The sequence below is a fragment of the Prauserella isguenensis genome (assembly GCF_014191605.1).
In the GTDB taxonomy this organism is placed as follows: Bacteria; Actinomycetota; Actinomycetes; order Mycobacteriales; family Pseudonocardiaceae; genus Prauserella; species Prauserella isguenensis.
Map to the genome: position 1 here is coordinate 673,249 of NZ_JACHWU010000001.1, position 17,582 is coordinate 690,830.

A 17,582-nucleotide genomic window follows, 5' to 3' on the forward strand; every position below is an offset into this window, starting at 1 on the left:
GGGGAACCCACCCGCGCGTCACTCCGCCAGCCGGTGAACCACGATCGCACCCCCGTAGGGGGCCGGTCAGCCGTCGTCGCCCGGCGGGCGGCCGTCGGGCCACACGCACGGTGACGACGCGCCGAGCGACAGGCTGCCGTCCTTGCTCTGCTGCACCGACATGCGGAACGCGTCCCCCTCGTGCTCGACGGAGACGAACCTGTCGTCGGCCGACCGCTCGTCCGCCAGCACCCGGAAGCCGCCGGACGTCCAGTGGCCGTGGAGCGTGTCGACGACCTCGGCATTGCGTTCGGCCGGGACCTTGTCGAGCCAGTACGTCCTGCCGACCTGGTAGCGCCCGCGCGGACCGTTGTCGTCGGGGTCGGTGCACTCGAGCTCGTCGTCGCGTTGCAGGGTCAGCTCGGGTGTGACGGGGAGAGCGTCGACGGCGCTGTCGATGTGCTCCTGCGCCCGCTGACGCGCCTGTTCGATCGTCAAGGTGCCCACCGGCTGCCTGCCTTCCGTTCCGCCACCGTCCGTGCCGCTGTCGTTCGCGCCGCTGCCGTCCGTGTCACTGTCCGACCCGCCTGCGCCGCAGCCCGCCAGCAACAGCGCCGCCGCCGTCACGGCGAGCAGCGTGCGCCGTGACCGCCGACGCCCGGGTTCCCTCGTCATGGACTCATGATGACGGTGACTCGCCGACCACGATGCGCCCCAGGTTGCGCAACGGTGTGGAGTTCTCGTCCCAGTACTCCGAATGGGCGTCCGGCGAGGTTCCGTACCACGAATCCGTGCCCTCGCCCGCGTCGAACACCTCGGCGCCGAAGTCCTCGTTGATGGGCTGGTTGTCGTGGATGAACGGCGGCGTGTTGCGGATGATGTCGTTCTCGGCCGTCCCTGCGTAGACGTTGGCGTCGTCGGGCAGGTCGAGTTCGGACACGTGGTCGGCGCCCACACCGGGACTGCCGATGAACACGGCGTTGTCGACGTCGAGGTGCCCGCCCTGCGCCGAGTGTCCGACCACGGTGGACCCGTAGCTGTGGCCGATGAGCGTGTTGGTCGACGGCTGTCCCTCGTGGGTCGCACGCAGACCGTCCTGAAAGGACCGAAGGTCGCCTGCGGCGTCCTCGGCGTAGCCGGCCCGCGTCGCCTCGTTCAGATCCTGCGGTGCGTCGTAGCCGACCCACGTGATCGCCGCGTTGCGGCTGCCGCGGTCGGTCTGCGCCGCCTGGTCGAGGAGCGCGTCGGCCCTGTCCAACTCGCCGCCGATGTTCGACAGGTTGGCTCCCGTTCCGGGAACCGACGTGACGACGTTGTCGGCGGTGTCGGGGTTTCCGGTGGCGACGACGCCGCGGCCGTTGCCGTCGGTGGCGAAGTCGAGCAGGTACGCCTGCGGCCGGGTTCCGGTCGGTTCCCGTTCGAGCCGCTCCTGGATGGGTTCGAGACCGTTCAACGTGCGGTCGATCTCCTCGAGCTCGGTCGCCTCCTCCGAATACTTCGCAGGGCCGAGCTCCTCCAGTTCGTCGCGACGTCCGGTCAGGTGCGTGTACTCCTCGGCGAACCGGAGGCGGTTGGCCCGGTCGCGGTCCTCCGCCGGAATCCCGTCCATCCCGCCGATCACGTCGCCGTGCGTGTAGACGGCCGATTCCTGTTCGGTAGGGCTGAGTCCGTCCCACCACTCCTTGACCTCGGCGGGCGAGGCGTCGCTCGGAATGTCGCTCGGGGTGATGACGTGGTCCGCGCCGGTGGCTTCGAGTTCCAGTCCCGCCGCTTCCGGTGTCGCCTTGGTCAACGCCGACACCGCGGTCCGGTCGGCCTCGTTGACGGCGCTGAGCGCGCGGGAGATCTTCCCGGTCAGTTCGTCCGCGAGGTCCGATGCCGCCTGCTTCTCGTCGTCGCTGCGCATGTCGCCGGGTCCGCCGGGAATCGCGCGGACGGTGCCGTCGGTCTGCACGCGCAGGTGCCCGGACGATTCGACGGTCTCGACCACACCGTTGACCGTTTTCTGCGCATCGGAGACGGCGTCGGACAAGGTGCGCAACGCCGGCGGGATCTTCTCCATGTACTCGGCGGCCGTGGCGTAGCCTCCCCGCACATCGGTGACGTGCGACCGTGCCGTGTCGGCGGCCTCGCCGCTCCACCCCTCGAGCGAACGCGCCGCCGACCCGAGGTCGGAATCGGTGGACGACAGCTCGCCCGCCAGTCGCGACCACTTGTTCGCGAGGTTGTCGAAGGCGTCCGGTTCCGCCGCCCGCAGTTGTTCGTACGAGACCACGTCACGCCTCCGAATGCAGCTCGGGGAGCGTGTCGAGGACCGCATCCTCCATCCGCCCGTAGCCGTCGGCCGCATCGCGCAGCAGTTCTCCCGCGACCGCGGTGCGCTTGTTCAGATCGTCGACGTGGTACTCCCACAACGTGGCGAGGCTTCCCGCCTTGCCCGCGGCCGCGAATCCGTCGTTGTCCTCGGCGTGGACCGCTGCCGAGCCGCTGAACTCCGCGACCGCCTCACCGGCACCGTCTGCGAGCGAAACGAACGTATCGCCGGTGCTGACGAGCGTGTCGGGGTCGACGTCGTAACCGCTCACCTCGGACCTTTCGCCGATGGGGTGGATCGAGGCGAAACGTACCGAACCGGACGTCGTCGCGTGACCGCTTTCCGTGAACACCCGGCCACGACAAGATGAGCGGTGCGGTCGGTGACGGCGCTCGTGCCCCCAGGGCACCGTGGCGGGCGTTCAACGCCCCGGATGTTCCCTTCGCCTCTTTCCCTTCGCCTCTGGTCCCTTCGTCTCCGGTCCCTTCGCCTCTGGTCCCTTCGCATCGACTCGGGCGTCCGCAGGTCGCCGGCAGGGCCTACTCGTGGCCGGCAGGGCCTACACTTCGGCGAACCCACCGCCAGGGCAGGAGGTTCCGATGCCGAGATTCGACTCGCGCATCCCCGAGGCCGGTGAGTCCGCGGGCGACCGTTTCCGGCGGTGGGTGTTCGCGCGGCACGCGCATCCGGTGAGCGCGTGGTCGCGGTGGGCCACGACGCCGTTGCTGGTCCTGCCGCTGTGGTCACGCCGGTGGCGGCACGCGGTTCCGATCGCGGCGTGGATGGCGGTCAACCCGGTCATGACGCCCCCGGTGCGCTCCGATCGGTCGTTCGCGACGCGCGCGATCCTCGGCGAGGAGCAGTGGCTGGCCGATCCGGCCCAGGACGCGCTTTCGGGCGCTCTCAACGTCGTCGGCTCCGCAGGTCTGGCCGTCGCGGCGCTGGGCGCGTGGACGAAACGTCCGGTGCCGACGGCCGCCGGGCTCGCGTGGTCCATGACCGTGACCATGCTGAGCTGGCGCCGCTACGCCGAACTCCACGACCGGCGAGCCGGGCAGCACGGCTGACGCCCGTTCAGTCCTGCGGCCCGTCCGCCGTTCCGCCTCGGGGGCGTACCGCATGCCTCGACATGAGGGATACACGGTTGAAGGCGTTGATGGTGATGGCCGCCCAGGTCACCAGCGAGACCTCGTCGTCGTTCAGGGTCGAGCGGACTCGCGCATAGGTGTGGTCGTCGGGCCGCTGCTGAGCGACCAGGGTCACCGCTTCGGTCAGTTCCAACGCAGCCTGCTCACGCGAGGTGAACAGGTCGGTGTCGCGCCAGCCGGGAAGCACGGCCAACCGCTGAGCGGTCTCACCCGCCTCCAAGGCGAGGTGGGTGTGCCGGTCCAGGCAGAAGGTGCACGCGTTGAGCTGAGAAGCCCGGACATTGACCAGTTCCAGCAGGATGATGTCCAGGCCGATCTCGCGGGCCCGGCTGCGGATCTCCGTCGCCGTCGCGGTCAGCGCCTTGAACACGGACGGGGTCTGCTTGTCGATGAATACCCTGTCGGACATCGCTCACCCGGTCCGCTCGCGCACCGCGGCCAGCGCGTCGGTGGTGACCTTGTCGACAACGTCGTCGACCTCGTGGTGGCGTTCGAGGTACTTCTTCACGAACGGGCACACCGGCACGATGCGCAGACCCGCATCGCGGGTATCGGCCAATGCCCGGCCGATCAGCGTGCTGCCCAGGCCCATTCCACCGAAGTTCTCACCGATCTCCGTGTGGTAGAAGATTCGCTGCCCGCCGCGGTCGACGTATGCGGTGAACCCCGCCGACTGCTCGCCGACGCTGATCTCGTAACGGTCTCGTTCGCTGGCCTGGGCGACTTCCGCCGCAGCGGCATTGTCGGACATGGTTTCCCTTCGACGTGATGTCGTCCGGTCGGGTCGAAGGATACGGGCTCGGTGAAGGGGCTGTCCGAATGCTGGTCGGCCAGGCGCGACACGGACCACCGGTACGCGAAAAAGGGCTCGTGCACTCGATGAGCACGAGCCCTTTTCGGCTGTGGAGCTGAGGGGAATCGAACCCCTGACCTCTGCCTTGCAAAAGCAGCGCTCTACCAATTGAGCTACAGCCCCTGGGGCCGCGAACCGTACCGTTCGCGAACGCCGGTGTCAGTTCTGGCCGGCTCCGGTGCTCGCCGGAGTGCTGCCGTTGAGGGAAGCACCGTTGACGTGCGTGTCGACCGGAGCGGTGGCCTCGCGCCACAGGTCCGCCTCGGCCTTCGCGTCCTTGTTGCGCTTGATGACGAAGAATACGCCACCCGCGACCACGGCGAACGCCAACAGCTTCTTCACGGCCGAAGCCTCCCTCTGGCACGAACTGACCCTGCCGACCCGATGCTACTGCACCCCGAGACAGCCGGTTTACGCGGTCCGGCCGCGCGGGCACCCGACGGGTGGAGCGGCCACGGGGCGGCACCGTCCCGGCCGTGGACGTAGGCACGAGAGGCACAGGAGGTTCACATGAACCAGAGGGACGAACAGCAGGAAGGCCTCAAGGGTGCCGTCGAGGACATGAAGGGCCGCGTGAAGCAGGCCGCCGGCTCCTTGCTCGGCCACGACTCGATGCAGCAGGAAGGCAACGCGCAGCAGGAGAAGGCCGAGGCCCAGCGCGAGGTCGCCGAGAAGGAAGCGCAGGCCAAGGACGCCGAGCGCAAGGCGACGGAGTCGCAGGTCAGGGAACGCTCCCAGCAGGAGTGACGCCATACGAGATCGCGGATGGTTCCACGTGGAACCATCCGCGATCTTGTGCGCGCACCCCGGGCCGGCGCAAACGAGACGACCCTCGTAAGGCTGAGCGGGTATTCGACATCTGACGAGCGCCTCTTGCGCAAGCAATTCCGGACATCTATTGTCCAGGTTGTGCGGATGAACGAGGGAGTCGAATGGGCGGTACACAGCTGCCTCAACCTGGCGTGGATAGGTGAACGCACCGTGCCCACGGCCAGGCTCGCGGCGTTCTACGAGCTGCCCGCGGCGTACCTCAACAAGCAGTTGCAGGCATTGGCTCGTGCCGACGTCCTCGCGTCCGTGTCAGGACCACGCGGGGGCTTCCGACTCGCGCGGCCACCCGAGAAGATCACGTTGATGGACGTCGTCGCCGCGATCGACGGCGACGAACCGGCGTTCCGCTGCACCGAGATCCGCCAACGAGGCAGCGCGAGCGACCCCGCCACCTACAGCAAGCCGTGCGCCATCGACGCCGCGATGCGCAAGGCCGAACTCGCTTGGCGGCGCGAACTCGCCGGGCAGACGGTCGCCGACGTCATGGCAACCGTCGAACGCTCGAACCCCGGCGTACCCGACAAGGTGCGCCGCTGGTTCGACGACACCCGCTGACACCACGAACCCACGACAGCGCGAGTCCCCGAACAGCCCACGTCCACAGCACCGCACCTCCACGGCACCACGCTCCACAGCGCCGCGCGTCCACAGCGCCGCGAAATCGACGACCCGGGCTGGTCACGCTGACTCACGCCACTATTCCGGATATTGAACGTCCAGAAAAGGAGTACCGATGCAGGGACGACTCGAGGGTCTGCAGTCCGCCGCCGCAGGCGGGTTCAAAGCCATGTACGCGATGGAGAAGTTCCTCGCCGACAGCGACGTGCCCCAGGGCTTGCTGCACCTGCTGAAGCTGCGCGTCAGCCAGATCAACGGCTGCGGCTTCTGCGTCGACATGCACGCCCGCGAGGCCGCCACCGACGGCGAGAGCACCGAACGCATCAACGGAGTGGCCGCGTTCCGCGAGATGCCTTACTTCACCGACGCCGAACGTGGCGCGCTGGAACTCGCCGAGGCGGCGACCCGGATCGCCGACAACCCGCACGGTGTGCCCGACGACGTGTGGAACGCCGCCCGTGACCACTACGACGACTCACAGCTCGCCGCGCTGATCATGGCCGTCGCGGCGATCAACGCCTGGAACCGCATCAGCGTCACCAACCGCACCGTCGCGGGCACCTTCGCCCGCTAGACCATCCGCGGGGCTTCGCCTGTCGGCCGTCAGTCGTCGACTCCGCCGTCGAGCCAGATGCACGGGGACGACGCGCCGAGCGACAGATCACCCTCGATGCTCTGGGTGACCGACATGCGGAACGCGTCGCCGCTGTGCTGCACGGACACGAACCGGTCGGCGGCGTCGCGATGGTCGGCGAGCACGCGGAAGTCGTGGGATGTCCAGTGCTCGACGAGCGCGTCGACGACCTCGGCGTTCCGGTCGCCGGGAAGGTCGTCGAGCCAGTACGTCTTGCCGACCTCGTAACGACCGCGCGGCCCGCGATCCTTCGGGTCGCCGCATTCGAGCGCGTCGTCGCGCTGCAGCGTCAGCGTGGGCTGCACGGGCAGCGCGGCGACGGCGCGGTCGATGTGTTCCTGCGCCCGCGTGCGAGCCTCGTCGTGGGTCAACGTCCGCATGGCCTGTGCCCCTTCTCCGGCCGTGGGGCGGCGCCGTGCGTCACAACGGCCCCCTGCCCAGGATGATCGCCGCGAAGTTGCGCAGCGAATCGGAATCCTTGTTCCAGTACTGCGAATGCGCCTCTGCGGACAGGCCCGCGGTGAACCACTCGCCGTCGGCTCCGGGGTCGGATTCGAACACGGTCGCGCCGAACTCGTCGTCGACCGGCTGCGGCCCGTGGACGAAATCGGGCGTCAAGCGGATGACGTCGTTCTCGGCCGTGGTGGCGAAGACGCGGCATTTCGCCGGGAGCTGCAACTGGGAGACGTGGTCCACCCCGACCCCCGGACTGCCGACGAACACGACCGCGTCGACGTCGAGCAGCGCCTCGGACGCGGCGTGGCCGACCACGGTGGAACCGTAGCTGTAGCCGATGACGGAGTTGTAGGAACGCTCCCCCTCGCGGGTAACCCGTAGACCGTCCTGAAAGGACAGCAGCAGCTCGCCGCCGACGACGGCTCGGTCGTCGCTCGCCGATTCGAGCAGGCCCTGCGGCGCGTCGTAACCGAGCCACGTGATCGTCGAGGTGGTGCTGCGACGCGACAGCTGATTGACGCGGTCGACGATCGCGTCGGTCTGGTCGAGCTCGCCGCGCACGGTTGTGAGGTTCGTCCCGGTGCCCTGCACGTTCGTCACGACGTGGTCCGCCGTGTCGGGATTGCCCGTCGCAATGATCGCGCGGCCCCTCCCCTCGAGGGAGAACCCGAGGAGATACGCCCGGGGTCGCGTGCGGGTCGCTTCACCGTCGATGTACCGCGTGATCGCGTCCATGGCCCGCACTACGGCGTCACGATCGTCGGAACCGTCGTCGGAGTCCTGCTGTTCGGCGGTGATCGCGGCGTACTCGGCGTCGAAGCACAGCCGGTTGGCGCGATCGCGGTCGACGACGGGAACCCCGTCGAGCCCACCGATCTCGGCCGGATGGCCGGTGATCGCGGCGTCGCGTTCGTCAGCCGACAAACCCCGCCACCAGTGGGCGACCTCGCCGGGGGACCCGTCCGCGGGGATTCCGTCGACCGGATCGGCCCTGCCACCCGACTCGACCGCCACTGCCGCCTCCACGATTCCCGCCGCCCGCCCGACAACGCCCTCGGCAGCGTAACGCCCCGCCGGCCGTCACCACGCCTCCGTTCGCGGGGAATTCACCGCTCCCTCGCACCGCCCAACCCGCGGTTCACACCGCCTTCCAGTGACGCTCCAGTGCGTCGACGAACGGGTCGGCGAACTCGTCCGGGAAGAACAGCCGCCCCTCGGGTATTTCGACGATCTCGGTCGCGCCGGGGATCAGTCGCTGCAGCCAGTGCGCCCACTCGAGGCCGAAGAAGACGTCGGCGGTGCCCCACACGAGCAGCGTCGGCACCTCGCACGCTTCGAGCTGTGGCCGGACACGGCCGAGTAGCTGCGGCGTCATCGACCGCAGCAGCCGCTCCATGAACCGCACCGCATCGCGGCTGGTGACGATCGGCGTCAGGTAGTCCACGACGACGTCGTCCGGCAGTCGCGCGGGATTCCGGTAGCCGACCCCGAGGATCCGCTTGGCCAGCGCGGGCCGTCGCATCACCGGTCGGGCCACGCGGAACAATCCCAGTCGCGACGCCCACGCCACGGGTGCGAACGCGCGTGGAGGCGTGTTGCCCTCGGTGTCGCAATTGGTCAGCACCCACGATGCGAACCGGTCCTCGTGGCGTGCCATCACGATCTGGCACACGGCGCCGCCGGTGTCGTTGCCGACGAGATGCACCTCGCGCAGGTCCAGCTCCGTCAACACCGTGCCCACGGCGTCGGCCATCCCCCACAGTGACGCCTCGCCGGTCGGCGGCGTGTGACCGTGTCCCGGCAGATCCACCACGATGCACCGGCGGTGGCCGCGCAGCCGCTGCACGACGTTCCGCCACAGGCGTCCGTTGGTGAAAACGCCGTGCACGAACAACGTCACGGGACCCTGTCCCACGTCGACGTAACTGATGCCCGCGACCTCACGGCGGTAGGCGGCGAGTTCATCGGTCATCGGAGGCTCCTTCCGTCTCGGTGGCGCTGAGATCGGACAGCACTCCCGCGACCCCCAGCACCGCGTAGGCACCGGTCGCGGCGGTCAGGCCGACAGCGGCACCGCGGCGAACATCGCCGCGGACGATGTGGGCGAATCCATCGGCCGTGTCACACAGGTCCACGAGCAGTCCCAGTCGGCGCCACCGACGTCGAGCCGAGCCGTCGGACAGCAGGTATCCCCAGCCCAGCGCGAGTGCCCGCGAGCCGAATACCCTGATCAGATACATCAGCTCCGGGGTCGCGTCGACTCCGGCGACACGCGTGTTCACCCTCGGTGTCACCAGGGACAGCGTTCCCCAGGCCATCCGTCCCACTGCGGCGACTCGGAACGCGGTATGGAGCACGTCGATACGGTGCGACGCGTCCCGTATCGGTGTGACGCGTGCTGGTGCGGTGTGTGGCGATGCCGTCATGCCGACCGACAGTGGCACCCGGGCAGCGGCACGTCGATTACCCCTTCGGTAATCGCCCCGCGCACCGGCGCGGTCTACCGTCGCCGTATGACGGTCGGCCCACTGCTCCGTGAATGGCGCTCACGCAGGAGACTCAGCCAACTCGAGCTGTCGACACGGCTCGGCGTGTCCGCACGGCACATCAGCTTCGTCGAGACCGGCCGATCCGGCGCGAGCCGCGCGCTGCTGCTGCAATTCGCCGAGCACCTCGACGTGCCGCTACGCGCGCGCAACGAACTGCTGCTGGCCGCCGGATACGCACCCGCGTTCGGCGAGCACCGGCTCGACGACGGGGCGATGGAACCCGTGCGGCGGGCGATCGACACCGTCCTGACCGCACACGAACCCCACCCCGCTCTCGCGGTGGACGACTGCTGGAACGTCGTCGCCGCCAACCGCGGCATCGCACTGCTCCTCGAGGACGTGGCGCCGGAACTGCTCACCGCGCCGCCGAACGTCCTGCGACTGACATTGCATCCGGACGGGCTGGCACCACGTGTGAACAACCTGCCGGAGCTGCGGACCTCGCTGCTGCGCAAGGTCGACCGGCAGGCGACGCTCAGCGGTGACCCTCGACTGTCCGAACTGTACGAAGAGCTCGCGTCCTACAGCCACGAATCCCCCGACGGGGCTCCACCTGCGGACGACCGGGTGTTTCTCCCCGTCCGACTGCGCATGACGAGCGGCACGGAGCTACGACTGGTCACGACCGTCACGACATTCGGTACCCCGCTCGACACCACGGTCGCCGGGCTGTCCATGGAATCGTTCTTCCCCGCCGACGCCGAGACGGCCGAATTCCTGCGCCGCGACGCGGAAAACGGAACCACCCGGCTCGAACGACTCGCCGCGCGGCATCCACACCTGGTGCAGTACCTCGCGGGCGGCTGACGAATTCGGCGCTGCCACGTGTCCCCATGTGGAGGTCGCCTGTGGACAGTTTGCACACTGTCACGCACGACCGCATCGCTGATAACGATGAAGGCGAGCCGCGCCGTCGAACGATCGGTTCCGTGTGACGGACGCGCGACGCCGGACGTGGAGCCGCAAGTGAGGCCGCCCGCGCGGCACACACGGCCGCGAGCTCCGCGTACCTGCACCCGCTGCCGAAGGCGACCCAGGTCCGGCACGTCCTCGGCGCGGCGGCCCACGCGGCGCGGGCGTTCGAACCCGACGCGGGTGACGACGACTCGGGCGCCGTCAGCTCGGGTGAAGTCAGCTCGGGTGAGGGTGGCGGTGGCGGCACGGACATCCGGCCGAGCGGCTCGATCACGCGTGCCGGTTGGCGACGCCAGTCGTGGTCGACGTGCTCCGGCGCTACCCCGAGGCTCCGGCCGGCGATGCCCGTCCGGGCGTGCTGCTCCTCGCTCTCGACGCCGCGTTGCGCGACCGCCGCGTTGCGTAACCGGGCCTGACCGTCCCGCGAACCCGCAACACGGCCCCCGGAATCTGCAACACAGCCCCCGGAAACGACAACACGAGCCCCGGAAACTGCAACACGGCGTCTGGGTACGAAAAAGGCGCCTCCCGCGTAGTGCAGGAGGCGCCTTCTCTACGGGTGGGCCCAGGAGGACTTGAACCTCCGACCTCATCGTTATCAGCGATGCGCTCTAACCGCCTGAGCTATGGGCCCGTGCAGCGATGAAAACTCTACCTCACCGCCACTGTCGAGGTTGACACGGGGTCACTCCCGCTCGGAGAGGGTCACCTCCAGGCCACCCGCCAGATCGGCGGACACGTTGTAGATGAACGCGCTGACCGTGGTCAGGGCCGAGATCAGCACGATATTGATCGCACCGACGATGGCGGCGATGCCGAACACCCGGGGTGCGGTGATGAACGGGTCCCCGACACCCTCGCTCGCCTCGCCCTGCACCAGCGACGTGTACGTGCCGTTGATCTGGTCCCACACGCCCATGCCTTCGAGGACGGTGTACAGCACACCGACCGCGACCAGCCAGATGAAGAACAACGCCACGCCCAGCACGAGCGACAGCTTGAGCACCGACCACGGGTCGAACCGCTTGACCTGCAGGCTCGCCCGCCGCGGACCACGGCCAGGCCTGCGCAGCGCACTGACCGGGGTCGACCGCTTGCCACCGTCACCGGAGGCCGCGCCCGCGCCGCTCGCCGTGCCGACGCCCTCGGGCGAGGCGAGCTGGTCGTCACCCTCGGGTCCGCGGCCGCCGAACAGCCGGTTCGCCGCCGTTCCGCTGACGACCTGGGTGTCGGCGTTGCTGCCCCCGTAGTCGGCACCGGCCGAACCGGTCGCGGCGTACTGCTGCGTCGGCTGGTACGACGCTTCGTCGGCGGGCAGCTCGCCCGACGACCAGCGTTCCCCGAAGCCGTCGGACTCGGAGTCCGACACGGCGTCGACATCCTTCGCGACACGCTGCCACGGCGGTGCGACCTCGTCCTCGGCAGCCGTGTCGGCGCCGCGCTTGTCGGTGTTGTCGGGTGGTGTCACAACCGGTCAGTCCCTCGTCCGCACTCGCGTCTCGTGCCTACCGCTTACTCTTGCTCGTTCCGGGGAGCGTCGCCCTCCGAAGACGCCTCGTCGTCAACGTCCGCGGCGGAGTCGGTCTCCCCCTCCGCCGAGACTGCCGCATCCGATGTAACAGCACCATCAGCCGCGCCGCCCGCGTCGTCCGGTGTGTCCACTGTGTTTTCTGTGTCCTCTGCGTACGCTGCGTCCGCTGTGTCCTCGACGGCCTCGCCGTCCTCCGCGGCCTCACCCTCAAGGACGTCCGAGGGCTTGTCGGCATTGCGGGCAACGGCCAGCAGCGTCGTTCCCTCGTCGAGGTTCATCAGCCGAACGCCCTTGGTCTGCCGCCCGGCCTTGCGCACATCGTCGGCGCGCGTCCGGATGACCCCGCCGGTGGAGGTGATGGCGTACAGCTCGTCGTCGGACTCGACCACGAGTGCGCCCACCAGCCTGCCACGCTTGCGGTCCTGCTGAATGGTGAGCACACCCTTGCCGCCGCGGCCCTGCACCGGATAGTCCTCGATGTCGGTGCGCTTGGCGTACCCGCCGTCGGTAGCGACCAGCAGGAACGTGTCGGGCTTGACCACACTGATCTTCAGCAGCTCGTCGCCGTCGTTGAACCGCATGCCCAGCACACCCGACGTGGCACGGCCCATCGGGCGCAACGTCTCATCGGTGGCGTGGAAGCGGATGGACTGGCCCTCCGCGGACACGAGCAGCAGGTCGTCGTCGGCCGAGGCCAGCACCGCGCCGACGAGTTCGTCACCCTCACGCAGGTTGACCGCGATCAGCCCGCCCGAACGCGCCGAGTCGAAGTCGGTGAGCTTGGACTTCTTGACCAGACCGTTGCGCGTGGCCAGGACGAGGTAGTCCGCGGCCTCGTAGTCCGGGATGTGGATAACGCCCGCGATCTCCTCGTCCGGCTGGAACGCGAGCAGGTTCGCCACGTGCTGGCCGCGGGCGTTGCGCCCGGCTTCCGGCAGGTCGTAGGCCTTCGTGCGGTACACGCGGCCCTTGTTGGTGAAAAACAGCAGCCAGTGGTGCGTCGAGCACACGAAGAAATGCTGGACGATGTCGTCCTGCTTGAGTGTCGCGCCCTGCACACCCTTGCCGCCGCGCTTCTGCGAACGGTACGAATCCGTCTTGGTGCGCTTGGCGTACCCGGTGCGGGTGATGGTGACGACGACGTCCTCTTCGGCGATCAGGTCCTCGACGGACACGTCGCCGTCGTAGGGGATGATCTTCGTGCGACGCTCGTCGCCCCACTTGTCGACGATCTCGCGGAGTTCGTCCCTGACGATCTGCCGCTGCCGCTCGGGCTTGGCGAGGATGTCCTCGAGATCGGCGATCTTCGCCTCGATCTCGGTCAGCTCGTCGATGATCTTCTGACGTTCCAGCGCGGCCAGGCGGCGCAGCTGCATGTCGAGGATCGCGGTGGCCTGGATCTCGTCGATGTCGAGCAGCTCGATCAGGCCGGTGCGCGCCTCGTCGACCGTGGGCGACCGCCGGATCAGCGCGATCACCGCGTCCAACTGGTCCAGCGCCTTGACCAGACCGCGCAGGATGTGGGCGCGTTCCTCCGCCTTGCGCAGGCGGTAGCGGGTGCGCCGGACGATGACGTCGAGCTGGTGGTTCGTGTAGTGCCGGATCATCTGGTCGAGCCGCAGCGTGCGCGGCACGCCGTCGACCAGCGCCAGCATGTTGACGCCGAAGTTGTACTGCAGCTGGGTGTGCTTGTAGAGGTTGTTCAGCACCACCTTGGCGACCGCGTCGCGCTTGAGCGTGACGACGATGCGCATACCGCTGCGGGAGTTGGTCTCGTCGGCGATGTCGGCGATGCCCGTGAGCTTGCCGTCACGCACCAGCGTCGCGATGTTCTCGACGAGGTTGTCCGGGTTGACCTGGTACGGCAGCTCCGTGCAGACCAGCGTCGTGCGGCCCTTGTTGTCCTCCTCGACCTCGACGACCGCGCGCATGCGCACCGAGCCACGGCCCGTGCGGTAGGCCTCCGAGATGCCCTGCGTGCCCAGGATCAGACCACGCGTCGGGAAGTCGGGACCCTTGATGCGCTGCATCATCGCGGCGAGCGTCTCCTCCTCGCCCGCCTCGGGGTTGTCGAGCGCCCAGATGACGCCGTCGGCGACCTCGCGGAGGTTGTGCGGCGGGATGTTCGTCGCCATGCCCACCGCGATGCCCGAACCACCGTTGACCAGCAGGTTCGGGATCCGGCTCGGCAGGACGTCCGGCTCGCGCGTCCGCCCGTCGTAGTTATCGGAAAAATCGACGGTTTCTTCGTCGATCTCCCGCAACATTTCCATCGCAAGTGGATCGAGACGGGATTCCGTGTACCTCATCGCGGCAGCCGGATCGTTGCCCGGCGAGCCGAAGTTGCCCTGGCCGTCGATGAGCGGGTAGCGCATCGACCACGACTGCGCCAGGCGCACGAGGGCGTCGTAGATCGCCGAGTCGCCGTGCGGGTGGTAATTGCCCATCACGTCGCCGACGACGCGGGAGCACTTGTTGTACCCGCGGTCGGGCCGGAACCCCGAGTCGTACATGGAGTACAGCACCCGGCGGTGCACCGGCTTGAGCCCGTCGCGCACGTCCGGCAGCGCTCGCGACACGATCACGCTCATCGCGTAATTGATGTACGAGTTCTGCATCTCCTGCTGGAGATCGACCGGCTCGACACGACCGTGCTGGCCGTCGGGGGGCAGGGTTTCGGTCACGGCTGGTTGTTCCTTTCAGGCCTGATCCGGGTGGCTCGCGGGTGGGTGGTGCGGGCTCCGCGGATCAGATGTCAAGCATTCCGGCGGCCTTGGCGTTACGCGTGATGAACGAGCGGCGGGCGTCGACGTCCTCGCCCATGAGGACGGAGAACAGTTCGTCGGCCGTGGCGGCGTCGTCGAGGCTCACCTGCAGCAGCACGCGATTCGTCGGATCCATCGTGGTCTCCCACAGCTCGTCCGAGTTCATCTCGCCCAGACCCTTGTACCGCTGGATGCCGTCCTCCTTCGGCAGCTTCCTGCCCGCCGCGGCACCGGCCTCGAGCAGGCCGTCCCGCTCCCGGTCGGAGTAGGCGTACTCCGCCTCGGCGCGCGGCCACTTGATCTTGTAGAGCGGCGGCTGCGCCAGGTAGACGTAGCCGTGCTCGATCAGCGGGCGCATGAACCGGAACAGCAGCGTCAGCAGCAGGGTGCGGATGTGCTGGCCGTCGACGTCGGCGTCGGCCATCAGCACGATCTTGTGGTACCGCAGCTTCGAGATGTCGAACTCGTCGTGGATGCCGGTGCCGAGCGCGGTGATCAGCGACTGCACCTCCGTGTTCTTGAGCACCCGGTCGATGCGGGCCTTCTCGACGTTGATGATCTTGCCTCGGATCGGCAGGATCGCCTGGAACATCGAGTCCCGGCCCTCCTTGGCCGAACCGCCCGCCGAGTCGCCCTCGACGATGTAGAGCTCGCACTGCTCCGGGTCGGTCGAGCGGCAGTCCTTGAGCTTGCCCGGCAGGCCGCCGATGTCCATGGCGCCCTTACGGCGCACCAGGTCACGGGCCTTGCGCGCGGCGTCGCGGGCCTGCGCACTCGAGATGGCCTTGTTGATGATGATCTTCGCCTCGGCCGGGTTGCGCTCGAACCAGTCCGAGATCCACTCGTGCGCGTTGGTCTGCACGAACGTTTTCGCCTCGCTGTTGCCCAGCTTGGTCTTGGTCTGGCCCTCGAACTGCGGCTCGCCGACCTTGATCGAGATGATCGCCGTCAGACCCTCGCGGACGTCGTCACCGGTGAGGTTGACGTCCTTCTCCTTGAGCAGCTTCTTGTCACGCGCGTAGGCGTTGACCACGCGGGTCAACGCCGCGCGGAAGCCCTCCTCGTGAGTGCCGCCCTCGTGGGTGTTGATCGTGTTGGCGAATGTGTAGACCGACGGCGTGAACCCGTTGTTCCACTGCATCGCGACCTCGACCTCGAGGCCGTCGCCCACCGCCTCGAACCCGACGATCGTCGGGTGGATCGGGTCCTTCGTGTTGTTGATGTGCTTGACGAAGTCCTCGAGCCCGCCCGGATAGTGGTAGGTGCGCTCCTTGATGCGAGCGGCCTCGCCCGCGGCGTCCTCACCGTTCTCGTCGGCCACGCGCTCGTCACGGAGCACGATCGTCAGGCCCTTGTTCAGGAACGCCATCTCCTGCAGCCTGCGCGCGACCGTCTCGGCGTTGTACTCGGTGGTCTCGAAGATGTCCGGGTCCGCCCAGAAGGTGACCGTCGTGCCGGTCTGGTCGGTGGGCCCCGCGTCGACGAGCTCGCCGGGCTCGGAGTTCTTGTAGTGCTGTGTCCACTTGCGCCCGTCGCGGTGGATCTCGACGTCGAGCTGCGACGACAGTGCGTTCACCACGGACACGCCGACGCCGTGCAGACCACCGGAGACCGCGTACGAGTCGCTGTCGAACTTGCCGCCGGCGTGCAGCACCGTCAGTACGACCTCGACCGTCGGGCGCTGCTCCTTCGGGTGCAGCTCGACCGGGATGCCACGGCCGTCGTCGACCACGCGAACACCGCCGTCGGCCATCAGTGTGACCTCGACCTTGCTCGCGTACCCCGCCATCGCCTCGTCGACAGAGTTGTCCACGACCTCCTGGATCAGGTGGTGCAGGCCGCGCTCACCGGTGGACCCGATGTACATGCCGGGGCGTTTACGGACGGCCTCGAGACCCTCGAGCACCGTAATGGAGGACGCACCGTATTCGTTCTGGTTCTCTGCCACCGGCCTGACTTCTCCTCACCATCGCCACACGCGCACGCGCGCGGGAAATCTGGGGCGCGGACACCTTGTCGGCTCACCGTCTCGCACGCGCTTACACGGGGTTTCCCGCGCGCCGATCCGGCCCACCTGTCCTAGTTTACTTGGCCAGTCTCGCTCACATGCATCAAGGACACGTCTGATTTCGCCAGAGAGCGACGATCTCGACCCTGATCGAGTCCCGGGGCTGACCCGATCGGCGACGTCGCGTGTCGGAGAAATCGGACGCCCACTCCTCGGTAGGGGTCAGCCGTACGTGTCACGGGGACCCCTGCCGGACACGTGTCGCGGTCCCTTCCGCCAGCTCGGAGCAGCCGGACCCTGAATCTTCATGCGCTTGACGACGCCGTGTCCCACACCGGAGGCGATCTTCGCCAGCAGCTGCCGCTGCAGCAACCGGAGCTGCGTGGCCCACGCGGTGGACGAAGCCCTGACCACCAGTTCTCCGTCGGTGAGGCTCACCGGCTGGGCGTGTTCAGCGACGTCTTCACCCACGAGGGTGGCCCACCTGCCGAAGACGTGACCGCCCGCGAGCCGGTCGCTCCAGCCGAACTGGGTCGCCATGCGGGCGGCGATCCGGCCAAGGCTCTGCGGGTCGCGCTCGTCGGCGCCCGCGCCCGACCAGCGGCGCCTGCGCGGGTTCTGCGACGTCTGCCCCTGTTTTCCCGGGGGCCGCGAACCCGGCTGCCGCCTGCCCGGTTCGTGACCCCGGTTCTTCGCGCGGTCCTGCGCGGCCTTCAACACCGAATGCGCCAGGTCACGGCCGCTTTCCGCCGTGTCGGACGGTCCCGGAGTTCCCGCGTCCCCGGACTGCTCGGTGCCGGTCGCGGAGTGTGCACCACCTGTGGACGGAACGCGACCGCGGTCGCCGTCGTGCGAGTCGCCGCCGATTGCGGTAGGCGACCCCGCGTCCGCGACTGCTCCGGTCGGTGCGGTACGGTCACGCTCCGTCGCTCGATCGGGCCTCTCGCGCCCGGCCCCCCCCTCGCGGGGAGTATTGACGTG

19 protein-coding genes, 2 tRNA genes and 1 pseudogene are annotated in these 17,582 nt (G+C 68.5%); 6 read left to right on the forward strand and 16 right to left on the reverse strand.

The genetic code is table 11. From position 1 onward, the window contains the following. Nucleotides 1–66: 66 nt before the first annotated feature. Genes FHS23_RS03100 through FHS23_RS03110 form a run of 3 tightly spaced genes read right to left on the reverse strand, consistent with a single transcriptional unit; the run spans nt 67 to nt 2,645 of the window. The gene (locus FHS23_RS03100) at nt 67–654 is read right to left on the reverse strand and encodes a hypothetical protein (protein WP_221218937.1); all 588 of its coding nucleotides are present in this window, start codon (nt 652–654) and stop codon (nt 67–69) included. Nucleotides 655–658: 4 nt separating this feature from the next. Continuing rightward, nucleotides 659–2,254, reverse strand: coding sequence for an alpha/beta hydrolase (locus FHS23_RS03105; RefSeq protein WP_183647399.1), 1,596 nt, complete (start codon nt 2,252–2,254; stop codon nt 659–661). A gap of 1 nt (nt 2,255) precedes the next feature. Next, entirely contained in the window at nt 2,256–2,645 is a 390-nt protein-coding gene (locus tag FHS23_RS03110) for a hypothetical protein (RefSeq protein WP_246381289.1), read from the reverse strand. A 247-nt stretch (nt 2,646–2,892) separates the two neighbouring features. Between FHS23_RS03110 and FHS23_RS03115 the strand changes: the two genes are divergently transcribed. Beyond that, on the forward strand, nt 2,893–3,360 hold the full coding sequence (locus FHS23_RS03115) for a DUF6653 family protein (RefSeq protein WP_183647402.1): 468 nt from the start codon (nt 2,893–2,895) through the stop codon (nt 3,358–3,360). Between the two features lie 7 nt (nt 3,361–3,367). Here the strand turns inward: FHS23_RS03115 and FHS23_RS03120 are convergent, their stop codons facing one another. The 4 genes from FHS23_RS03120 to FHS23_RS03135 all read right to left on the reverse strand — a co-directional run bounded on the left by FHS23_RS03120 (nt 3,368) and on the right by FHS23_RS03135 (nt 4,636). Beyond that, nucleotides 3,368–3,850, reverse strand: a complete 483-nt coding sequence (locus FHS23_RS03120; RefSeq protein ID WP_183647405.1) for a carboxymuconolactone decarboxylase family protein — start codon at nt 3,848–3,850, stop codon at nt 3,368–3,370. A 3-nt stretch (nt 3,851–3,853) separates the two neighbouring features. Then, on the reverse strand, nt 3,854–4,192 hold the full coding sequence (locus tag FHS23_RS03125) for a GNAT family N-acetyltransferase (protein ID WP_183647409.1): 339 nt from the start codon (nt 4,190–4,192) through the stop codon (nt 3,854–3,856). 152 nt (nt 4,193–4,344) lie between these two features. Then, nucleotides 4,345–4,417: transfer RNA gene (locus FHS23_RS03130), tRNA-Ala, on the reverse strand. Nucleotides 4,418–4,453: 36 nt separating this feature from the next. Next, nucleotides 4,454–4,636 (reverse strand): DLW-39 family protein, encoded by a 183-nt coding sequence (locus FHS23_RS03135; protein WP_183647413.1) that lies wholly within the window; start codon nt 4,634–4,636, stop codon nt 4,454–4,456. Between the two features lie 168 nt (nt 4,637–4,804). Between FHS23_RS03135 and FHS23_RS03140 the strand changes: the two genes are divergently transcribed. The 3 genes from FHS23_RS03140 to FHS23_RS03150 all read left to right on the forward strand — a co-directional run bounded on the left by FHS23_RS03140 (nt 4,805) and on the right by FHS23_RS03150 (nt 6,317). After that, complete coding sequence (locus tag FHS23_RS03140) at nt 4,805–5,041, forward strand: CsbD family protein (protein WP_183647414.1); 237 nt, start codon at nt 4,805–4,807, stop codon at nt 5,039–5,041. Nucleotides 5,042–5,203: 162 nt separating this feature from the next. Then, nucleotides 5,204–5,680 carry an RrF2 family transcriptional regulator gene (locus FHS23_RS03145; RefSeq protein WP_484573304.1) on the forward strand — a complete coding sequence of 159 codons (477 nt, stop codon included), beginning with the start codon at nt 5,204–5,206 and terminating at the stop codon, nt 5,678–5,680. A 178-nt stretch (nt 5,681–5,858) separates the two neighbouring features. Then, a complete protein-coding gene (locus FHS23_RS03150) occupies nt 5,859–6,317 on the forward strand; it encodes a carboxymuconolactone decarboxylase family protein (protein WP_183647418.1) in 459 nt (152 codons plus the stop codon). Between the two features lie 29 nt (nt 6,318–6,346). Here FHS23_RS03150 and FHS23_RS03155 read toward each other — a convergent pair whose 3' ends face one another. The 4 genes from FHS23_RS03155 to FHS23_RS03170 form a co-directional block, all read right to left on the reverse strand. Beyond that, nucleotides 6,347–6,757: a hypothetical protein gene (locus tag FHS23_RS03155; RefSeq protein WP_183647419.1), complete on the reverse strand. Its 411-nt coding sequence runs from the start codon at nt 6,755–6,757 to the stop codon at nt 6,347–6,349. Nucleotides 6,758–6,797: 40 nt separating this feature from the next. Further along, nucleotides 6,798–7,847 carry an alpha/beta hydrolase gene (locus FHS23_RS03160; RefSeq protein ID WP_183647421.1) on the reverse strand — a complete coding sequence of 350 codons (1,050 nt, stop codon included), beginning with the start codon at nt 7,845–7,847 and terminating at the stop codon, nt 6,798–6,800. A gap of 124 nt (nt 7,848–7,971) precedes the next feature. After that, nucleotides 7,972–8,805 (reverse strand): alpha/beta fold hydrolase, encoded by an 834-nt coding sequence (locus FHS23_RS03165; RefSeq protein ID WP_183647422.1) that lies wholly within the window; start codon nt 8,803–8,805, stop codon nt 7,972–7,974. Further along, complete coding sequence (locus tag FHS23_RS03170) at nt 8,795–9,127, reverse strand: hypothetical protein (protein WP_246381292.1); 333 nt, start codon at nt 9,125–9,127, stop codon at nt 8,795–8,797. The genes FHS23_RS03165 and FHS23_RS03170 overlap by 11 nt, the downstream gene beginning before the upstream one ends. 219 nt (nt 9,128–9,346) lie before the next feature. Here FHS23_RS03170 and FHS23_RS03175 point away from each other — a divergent pair, with 219 nt between their 5' ends. Then, nucleotides 9,347–10,189: a helix-turn-helix domain-containing protein gene (locus FHS23_RS03175; protein WP_183647423.1), complete on the forward strand. Its 843-nt coding sequence runs from the start codon at nt 9,347–9,349 to the stop codon at nt 10,187–10,189. 131 nt (nt 10,190–10,320) lie between these two features. Then, nucleotides 10,321–10,685 (forward strand): annotated as a pseudogene (locus FHS23_RS23030) (hypothetical protein); the annotation flags it as partial. 172 nt (nt 10,686–10,857) lie between these two features. Here the strand turns inward: FHS23_RS23030 and FHS23_RS03180 are convergent. From FHS23_RS03180 to FHS23_RS03200, 5 genes are all read right to left on the reverse strand, one after another. Then, nucleotides 10,858–10,931 (reverse strand) — tRNA-Ile (locus tag FHS23_RS03180). A 51-nt stretch (nt 10,932–10,982) separates the two neighbouring features. Continuing rightward, complete coding sequence (locus FHS23_RS03185; protein ID WP_183647426.1) at nt 10,983–11,765, reverse strand: DUF3566 domain-containing protein; 783 nt, start codon at nt 11,763–11,765, stop codon at nt 10,983–10,985. 44 nt (nt 11,766–11,809) lie between these two features. Beyond that, nucleotides 11,810–14,512: a DNA gyrase subunit A gene (gene gyrA, locus FHS23_RS03190; protein ID WP_183647429.1), complete on the reverse strand. Its 2,703-nt coding sequence runs from the start codon at nt 14,510–14,512 to the stop codon at nt 11,810–11,812. Between the two features lie 64 nt (nt 14,513–14,576). Then, on the reverse strand, nt 14,577–16,541 hold the full coding sequence (gene gyrB / locus FHS23_RS03195; protein WP_183647433.1) for a DNA topoisomerase (ATP-hydrolyzing) subunit B: 1,965 nt from the start codon (nt 16,539–16,541) through the stop codon (nt 14,577–14,579). A gap of 282 nt (nt 16,542–16,823) precedes the next feature. Further along, nucleotides 16,824–17,321, reverse strand: a complete 498-nt coding sequence (locus FHS23_RS03200) for a DciA family protein (RefSeq protein ID WP_425501073.1) — start codon at nt 17,319–17,321, stop codon at nt 16,824–16,826. Nucleotides 17,322–17,582 lie beyond the last annotated feature (261 nt).

What these genes read in the sequence shown, in the direction of transcription:
- FHS23_RS03100 (WP_221218937.1), bottom strand. Translation starts at nt 654, where the DNA reads ATGACGAGGGAACCCGGGCGTCGGCGGTCACGGCGCACGCTGCTCGCC.
- FHS23_RS03115 (WP_183647402.1), top strand. Translation starts at nt 2,893, where the DNA reads ATGCCGAGATTCGACTCGCGCATCCCCGAGGCCGGTGAGTCCGCGGGC.
- FHS23_RS03120 (WP_183647405.1), bottom strand. Translation starts at nt 3,850, where the DNA reads ATGTCCGACAGGGTATTCATCGACAAGCAGACCCCGTCCGTGTTCAAG.
- FHS23_RS03125 (WP_183647409.1), bottom strand. Translation starts at nt 4,192, where the DNA reads ATGTCCGACAATGCCGCTGCGGCGGAAGTCGCCCAGGCCAGCGAACGA.
- FHS23_RS03140 (WP_183647414.1), top strand. Translation starts at nt 4,805, where the DNA reads ATGAACCAGAGGGACGAACAGCAGGAAGGCCTCAAGGGTGCCGTCGAG.
- FHS23_RS03150 (WP_183647418.1), top strand. Translation starts at nt 5,859, where the DNA reads ATGCAGGGACGACTCGAGGGTCTGCAGTCCGCCGCCGCAGGCGGGTTC.
- FHS23_RS03155 (WP_183647419.1), bottom strand. Translation starts at nt 6,757, where the DNA reads ATGCGGACGTTGACCCACGACGAGGCTCGCACGCGGGCGCAGGAACAC.
- FHS23_RS03165 (WP_183647422.1), bottom strand. Translation starts at nt 8,805, where the DNA reads ATGACCGATGAACTCGCCGCCTACCGCCGTGAGGTCGCGGGCATCAGT.
- FHS23_RS03175 (WP_183647423.1), top strand. Translation starts at nt 9,347, where the DNA reads ATGACGGTCGGCCCACTGCTCCGTGAATGGCGCTCACGCAGGAGACTC.